Here is a 6816-nt window from a genome sequence, read left to right as displayed (position 1 = left end):
TATCGCTGGCCTTCGAATTACATGTTCTTTTATATCCGATATTTATAAAGTCAGTGATATGCTGCAGAAGCAAAGTGACATTAAAGTGCTGGATGTAAAGGACTATATTGCCAATCCGAAGCCGAATGGCTACAAGAGCTTGCATCTGATTATTGAAGTGCCCGTATTTCTGTCTGATGGGACAGAGAATGTCTGCGTTGAAGTTCAGATTCGAACGATCGCGATGGACTTCTGGGCGAGCCTGGAGCACAAAATATTTTACAAATATAACAAGGACGTTCCTGAGCATATGCTTAGAGAGCTGAAGAGCGCGGCAGATGCAGCCAACCATCTGGATCATAAGATGGAAAGATTGCATCATGAAATTCAGGAGATCAAGGATCTCCAGGCAGAGGAGGAGGACCCTCGAAAGATTATTATCAGGGATCAGCAATTCATGCTGCCGAATGCCTTTATGGAGATCATTGATCAAGCTGCCGATCGGTTTATATCAGACAAAGATAATAATAAATAAACTCAAACTAGCCTACTTAGTAAAAGGATAATCGATTACCCAAAAGACGAGCTCCATTCTGTTTTATAGAATGGAGCTCGTCTTTTTTCATACCTCAGAATTTTGCATTATTGATATATATACTAAGAGGTATCTATCTGGTTTAATCAGATTGTAATTGTACGGTAACCAGGAGGCAATTCTCCGGTTCTTTGGATCTCACGAATCTGTGCCAGGGTTAGCCGCTGATTGGATGCGATAAGGGATTCCACATCTCCTCTGCGCAAAATATCATCCAGTTCGCGGATGCTGCGATTACCCCGCAGGACAACAAAATTGTCGCGAAAGCGAGAACGATCAAATAAGACGAGAGTGGCATTCGGATTGGTGGAGAAAAATTTAAGACTTTCAATCCCTGTAAGAATGACGTCTATATCGGGCATGCCGAGGTTTCCACGGTATACTCTTCGAAGTCCTCTGAAATTCTCTTGACTATACACAGTCAAGCGTGGGCATGTTTTACAGGTAGAGACGGGTTTAGCCATAGGCAGCTCCTCCTTTGTTATATGACACACTGCCTGAGCAGCATGTGCTATATGATAGAGTATGCCAATATTAGGATGATCGATTGGATCATAGTCTTATATAGATTTAATAATGTCTATTTGAAATTCATAGTAAGGTTTGTAGGAGGAAAAAAAGAGACATCCTTCTCTAATGAGAAAGATGTCTCTTAGAGACCTGACTAGGCATTTTCAGTGGCTATATGCACTAGGAGGTCTTATTCTTTTTTCTTTTTATGACTAAGATGACGATGATGACGATAAGGAGGACGAGCAGACCAATGGAAACGATAAGAATATTTTGGATATTAGGGACATTAACAGTTAACTCCAGGTGGTTGTTCGATAATGGATTAATGTTCCATGTCATTGTTTTGTTATCTTCACTCGTCTGGTTTGCATTGCTGGATTCCGGTTTAATCGGCAGCGTAAGCTTAAAGTCCAGATCCACTTCTTTGAACACCAGATTGCGAACAAAGGAAGGGATGGAGTTAAGTGTATCTATCCAATCATTGTCAGGAATGGCGCTCATCAGATCTGCATCAACGACGATACGATGGGTTGTATAGAAGAATTTATTGTTCGTGTCATGAGCAAAAGTAACACTGTCCGGTAATTCCGGCTTCTGTTCTGCAGAGCTCATGTCAATCTGTTTTGAAGCCGTCAGCCCTTGCGTATCTTCTGTTGCCGCCGACTCCGTCTCAAATCCTTGCTCTATGAAGGTATCCTTCAACTTATTGATCAGCTCGGGCTGACCGATGATTTCCAGGTTTTGGTTGTTCATCTGAATATTAAATTTCACGTCGGCTGTACCGTCTGTATTTACCGTTACATGGGCCTCACCTTTGGCACAAGCGGTAAGCAGCAGGATGATCGTCATGAGAAGAAGAGGTAAGGACATTTGTTTCAGCTTAGTATAAATCATGTATAATAACCGACCTTTCACTTCTAAAGATAGGGGCGTACCCAGGCAATGCTCCATTATTGTATAGGACAAGTATGACATTTATTCCATAAGAGTGACAAGTGCTTAAGCAATTGATGATCATAATCGTAGAGCTCCGTGCATAGGTATAGTATGGGAAACGTATAGATCTCCGATGGAAGCAGAGGAGGGAACGGGCTGAAGGAGCATTAAGATAGCGGAGGGGAAATGTCATGAGTGCGGAATTGCTCATCCAGCTGCTTGTGCTCATCTTGATGATTATTCAGCTGAGTTCCAGTAAGCGTTAAGTCTGTCTCGTTAAAATAACAGAAGAGGAGACCTGTATTGAATCTACAGGATCTCCTCTTCTGTTATTTATAAATGATATGATTTCACTACATTACAAATACGAAATAAATAACAGCTGCGAGAATGATACGATAGATCGCGAACGGTACCAGCTTCACACGGTTAATCAGCTTCAGGAAGAAGCGAATGGAGATGAGTGCAAATATAAATGCAGCTATAAAACCAGCAATGAAATATGGCAATGCATCAAGCGTAAAGTACTCCCAATTTTTCACAAGGGACAGGAAGCTTGCACCGAACATGACAGGCACCGCCATAATGAAGGTGAAGTCGGAAGCAGCGCGATGGCTCATCCCTAGCAGTACACCACCGGAGATCGTCGAACCAGATCTGGAGAACCCTGGCCACAAGGACAAGCATTGAATAAGTCCAATGGATAGAGCTTGCTTGTAGCTCATCTGATCTACAGTCTCTACTCTTGGTGTCTTCGGAGCGAAGAGATCAGCTGCAATCATGAAGAATGCACCAATAACAAGCCCGATAAGTACGGTATTTACCGAGAATAGATGCTCATCGATATAATCCTCGAACAAGAGACCAAGCACACCTGCAGGAATTAAGCCAACAATGACTTGCATCAGCTTCAAACGATTCGTTCCCGAAGCAGGTATAGCAGCAGCTTTGTTCTTACTCCACAATCGGTCAAGCCCGAGCAGATTAATAAATCGGTCTTTGAAGACGACAACAACGGCTAGTATCGAACCGAGCTGAATAACAACCTTGAATGTGTTTGCAACATATTGAGTTAAGAACTCCTTGGAGTTCAGCCACATATCATCCACGATGATCATATGACCTGTTGAGGATACCGGAGCAAACTCCGTTAAGCCCTCCACGATCCCTAGAATGATCGATTTAAGTAAATTAATAAAATCAAATTCCATGAATTACTCACTTCTCCTTTTACATCTGGTAACAGCTTAACATTTTATTTAGCACGTTTTTTGTTGCGGCGGAAGAACCAGATCAAAAAGGCGATACCAACCACAGCAATAACAGCGTACGCAATATTGGAGTACACATCCATAAATTCAGTTATCGAGTGCCAATTCTCACCGAGAGCCGCACCGACCATTACGAGAATGGTATTCCAGATGACGGTACCTATCGTGGTGAACAATAGAAATAGTCCAAATTTCATGTTGGACATACCGGCAGGGATTGAAATCAGGCTTCGGATCAACGGAATCATGCGGCAGAAGAGAACAGTCCAGTATCCGTATTTATCAAACCAAGCATCAGCCTTGCGGATGTCTTCTTTTTTGACGCGGAGGATATGGCCCCAGCGGTCAATGATCTTCTCCAGACGTTCAACATCGAGAAGCAGACCAATTCCATATAGAATGATGGCACCGGCAACAGAACCGATGGTAGCTGCAATGATGACTCCCGGAACGGTAAGGTCCGAATAAGTGGTCATGAATCCGCCAAAAGGAAGTACGATTTCCGAAGGAATTGGTGGAAATACATTTTCAAGGGCGATAATCAGAGCAATGCCGATATAGCCAAACTGCTCCATAAAATCAGTAATCCAGTTTTGCAAGATATACCTCCTGTAAATCCTATAAATTTTCTAGTCTTATTCCTCATTTATTAGAGGAGCGTTTTCTTTAAGTTTCTTAAATAATGAAACCTAATAAAGAAAAAGTATAACACCTGAGCAAGCATAAAGCTAAAAAGCACAACTCCCATTTTAGTAGCAATGGACAAGTAGAACAAGCTCTGCAATGCAATGAATGCAAAAATGCTGTGAATGACCGCTACGAAAGTCGGTAAGAAGAACATCGTTGCCAGCTGCCAGGTTACCATTCGTTTGAATTCTTTGTTAGTTAAGCCCAGCTTCATTAATATCAGGTATTGCTTCCGATCTCGATCCAGATCGGCATACAGCCTGAAGTACAGGAAGCTGCCAGCAGCGATGAAGAACACGGCAGCAAGGAGCATGGCAATAAACAGCAGGATGCGGTACATGCTTTCTCTCAAGATATACAAGGTTCCACTGACCGAGATGGAGTAGGACTTGTGAGCATCGTAACGAGTACGGCCATGATCAGCCAAATCACTAGCAACAAAGGCCGTTTGAGTAAAGTCGTCCAAATAAAAGCCGGTATAGACATCCTGTCTCGCAGGCTGCTTGATCTGCTGATATAACGCGTCATGTATAATAACGGCCTCAAAGCTCTCGTCAAAGTCATCCAGCAAATTATCGGGGATAATGACATGATCCGTGAATCCGATCTCCGTAATGACGATCTGAGGCTCATTCAGCATGTATTCTCTTTTGTTCCAATGTCTCGTCTTGCTGCGGTCATTCTGTGAGCTGATCATGAGGATCGCCTCATTGTAGCCCGGTCCTTGCTCGGTCAACGTAAATCCGGCCTGCAGTACCGCCTGCTTGTAATCTGCAAACGAAATGACAGGAAGTTCATTTCTCGCGATCTCAACATGCTCAGAGCTCGGCTGTACAGAAGCATATTTGATCTTGATTTGATCCTCCGTATAGTCGAGCTTTCGCTCGCTCAGCTCTGCTCTGATTTCTGACAGATGCTCCTCACGATAAGGATTTCCGGTCTTGGATACATATCCGACAGCAGCAGGATAATCCTCTTCAAACAGTCCGGACACGACATTAATAGAAGCAAATACACCAAGCGAGCAGAAGGAGATCGTTGATAACATGGTCACTGCAAAAAACATACGGGATTGTTCCTTCAACCGGGAAGACAGCCCGATTAAGGTCAGTAAATGTCTGCTATTCATTCTTCTGCCGCGTGTCTTCCGGAAATACTGAAGACAGTACACCCCAAGGTGCGAGTATAGCAGATAGGTTCCCGCCGTCGTGATCACTACGACAGGTACAACTCTGTCATAGATCGTAAACGTATCCGCTGTAACTGCGAATATGTACCCAATCGTCAGCAATACGAGTGACAGAGCCGATAGAACAGGAGAGGCGTTGGGTGCCTTTTCCCTCCTGGGCATTGCTTGGAATAACTCGATCAGCTTGCTTGTCCTTACCATTCTAGATGTGTATGCCGATATGAGTAGAAATAGCAGCACAAATGCCCCGATCGTGAGCAGCAAGGAAGACGGCGACAGATAAAATGGCAGTGATGCAATCTCAAGCGCTTTGGCACTGGCCATAAAGAACAGCTTGGCAAACAATGTTCCTGCAAACGTTCCAAAGATAATGGATAGCAATCCAATAATCATGTTCTCAAGGAATATCATCTTGCCAAGCTGGGCCAGCGTCATGCCGTGCAGCATAAAGATGCCGAATTCCTTTTTTCTCGAGGTGAGAAAAGAGCTGACGGAGTACAGTACAAACAAGAAGGAGAACACAAAGATCATACATTCTGCGACAACAAATGCTTGAACAGCTGTTTCCGAGCTTAACCCGCTTCTGATATCTGGATGAAAAATGAGCATGGCATTTACAAAAAAGATCATGACGGAAAACGCACTGCATAAAAAATAGGCTGCATACGTTCTGATGCCCCGGATGACGTTCCTTAAGGCAAGTTGTCTTACCGTCATGGGCGGTCTCCACCGAGCAGTGCCAGCATATCCATAATCTTTTGGAAGAAAGCCTGCCGGTTGTCGCCTCTGTAAATTTCGTTATACAGCTTCCCGTCCTTAATAAAAATGACACGCTCGCAGTAGCTTGCAGCGTATGCATCATGCGTCACCATGAGCAGTGTCGCCTGCTCTTGTTCATGCAGCAGCTTCAGCAGATTCATGACATCTCTGCCCGATTTGGAATCCAGATTTCCAGTGGGCTCATCCGCCAGCACGACGGCAGGCTCATGAATAATCGCTCTTCCAATCGCCGTCTTCTGCTTCTGACCACCCGAAATTTCGTGAATCATTCGATTGCGTATGGATTCGATGCCAAGTCTGGACAACACATGGTTAAGTCTTGTGTGCATTTCGTCCTGCGGTACATTGTCAAATGTCAGTGGAAGCAATATATTTTCTTCTACAGTGAGTGATTCTAAGAGGTTAAAGTCCTGGAATACGAAGCCAAGTCTGCGTCTGCGAAACAGCGCCATTTCCTCGGCCGTCATTTGATATGCATTGTGACCGCTGATCCGAATTTCTCCGGAAGAGGGAGGATCGATCGTCGCTATCGCATTCAGCAGCGTCGTTTTGCCGCTGCCGGATGGTCCCATAATGCCAACGAACTCTCCGTCTCTTACTTGAAACCGAACATTGTCCAGCGCTTTATCATGTGAGTAACCGTCATATATTTTGGACACGTTCTGTACTTCCAACAGCGGCACGGTCACAGTCACCTCTCTTTCTTTATTTCGTTGTACTCATTATAATGAACCGCCCCAAGCGATGGCTAGTATGCAGGCTTACAGTTAGCTTACAGATTTGTAAGACAATCAAAATCATGTTGATCTATATACCTTTGATTGAAGCAGCTAAAGGTACTATGAAATAAATTCAATCGCCCCATA

The 6816-nt window shown here is 44.0% G+C and carries 7 protein-coding genes; 1 reads left to right on the top strand and 6 read right to left on the bottom strand.

Going from position 1 to position 6816, the window contains the following annotated elements:
* Positions 1 to 514 (top strand): GTP pyrophosphokinase (locus tag TCA2_RS23545; RefSeq protein ID WP_047914043.1); only part of this gene is annotated, 514 nt, incomplete at its 5' end.
* 146 nt (positions 515 to 660) lie between these two features.
* Here the strand turns inward: TCA2_RS23545 and TCA2_RS23540 are convergent.
* The 6 genes from TCA2_RS23540 to TCA2_RS23515 form a co-directional block, all read right to left on the bottom strand.
* Positions 661 to 1038: a hypothetical protein gene (locus TCA2_RS23540; RefSeq protein WP_047914042.1), complete on the bottom strand. Its 378-nt coding sequence runs from the start codon at positions 1036 to 1038 to the stop codon at positions 661 to 663.
* 226 nt (positions 1039 to 1264) lie between these two features.
* Positions 1265 to 1981 carry a DUF3153 domain-containing protein gene (locus tag TCA2_RS23535; RefSeq protein WP_047914041.1) on the bottom strand — a complete coding sequence of 239 codons (717 nt, stop codon included), beginning with the start codon at positions 1979 to 1981 and terminating at the stop codon, positions 1265 to 1267.
* Between the two features lie 395 nt (positions 1982 to 2376).
* A complete protein-coding gene (locus tag TCA2_RS23530) occupies positions 2377 to 3234 on the bottom strand; it encodes an undecaprenyl-diphosphate phosphatase (RefSeq protein WP_047914040.1) in 858 nt (285 codons plus the stop codon).
* A gap of 44 nt (positions 3235 to 3278) precedes the next feature.
* Positions 3279 to 3893 carry a DedA family protein gene (locus tag TCA2_RS23525; RefSeq protein ID WP_047914039.1) on the bottom strand — a complete coding sequence of 205 codons (615 nt, stop codon included), beginning with the start codon at positions 3891 to 3893 and terminating at the stop codon, positions 3279 to 3281.
* Between the two features lie 50 nt (positions 3894 to 3943).
* Positions 3944 to 5887, bottom strand: a complete 1944-nt coding sequence (locus tag TCA2_RS23520; protein WP_047914038.1) for an ABC transporter permease — start codon at positions 5885 to 5887, stop codon at positions 3944 to 3946.
* Complete coding sequence (locus TCA2_RS23515) at positions 5884 to 6633, bottom strand: ABC transporter ATP-binding protein (protein WP_047914053.1); 750 nt, start codon at positions 6631 to 6633, stop codon at positions 5884 to 5886. The genes TCA2_RS23520 and TCA2_RS23515 overlap by 4 nt, the downstream gene beginning before the upstream one ends.
* Positions 6634 to 6816: the final 183 nt, after the last annotated feature.

This window comes from Paenibacillus sp. TCA20 (assembly GCF_000732325.1).
Lineage (GTDB): Bacteria > Bacillota > Bacilli > Paenibacillales > Paenibacillaceae > Paenibacillus > Paenibacillus urinalis.
This window is presented reverse-complemented; position numbering and strand designations above follow the sequence as displayed.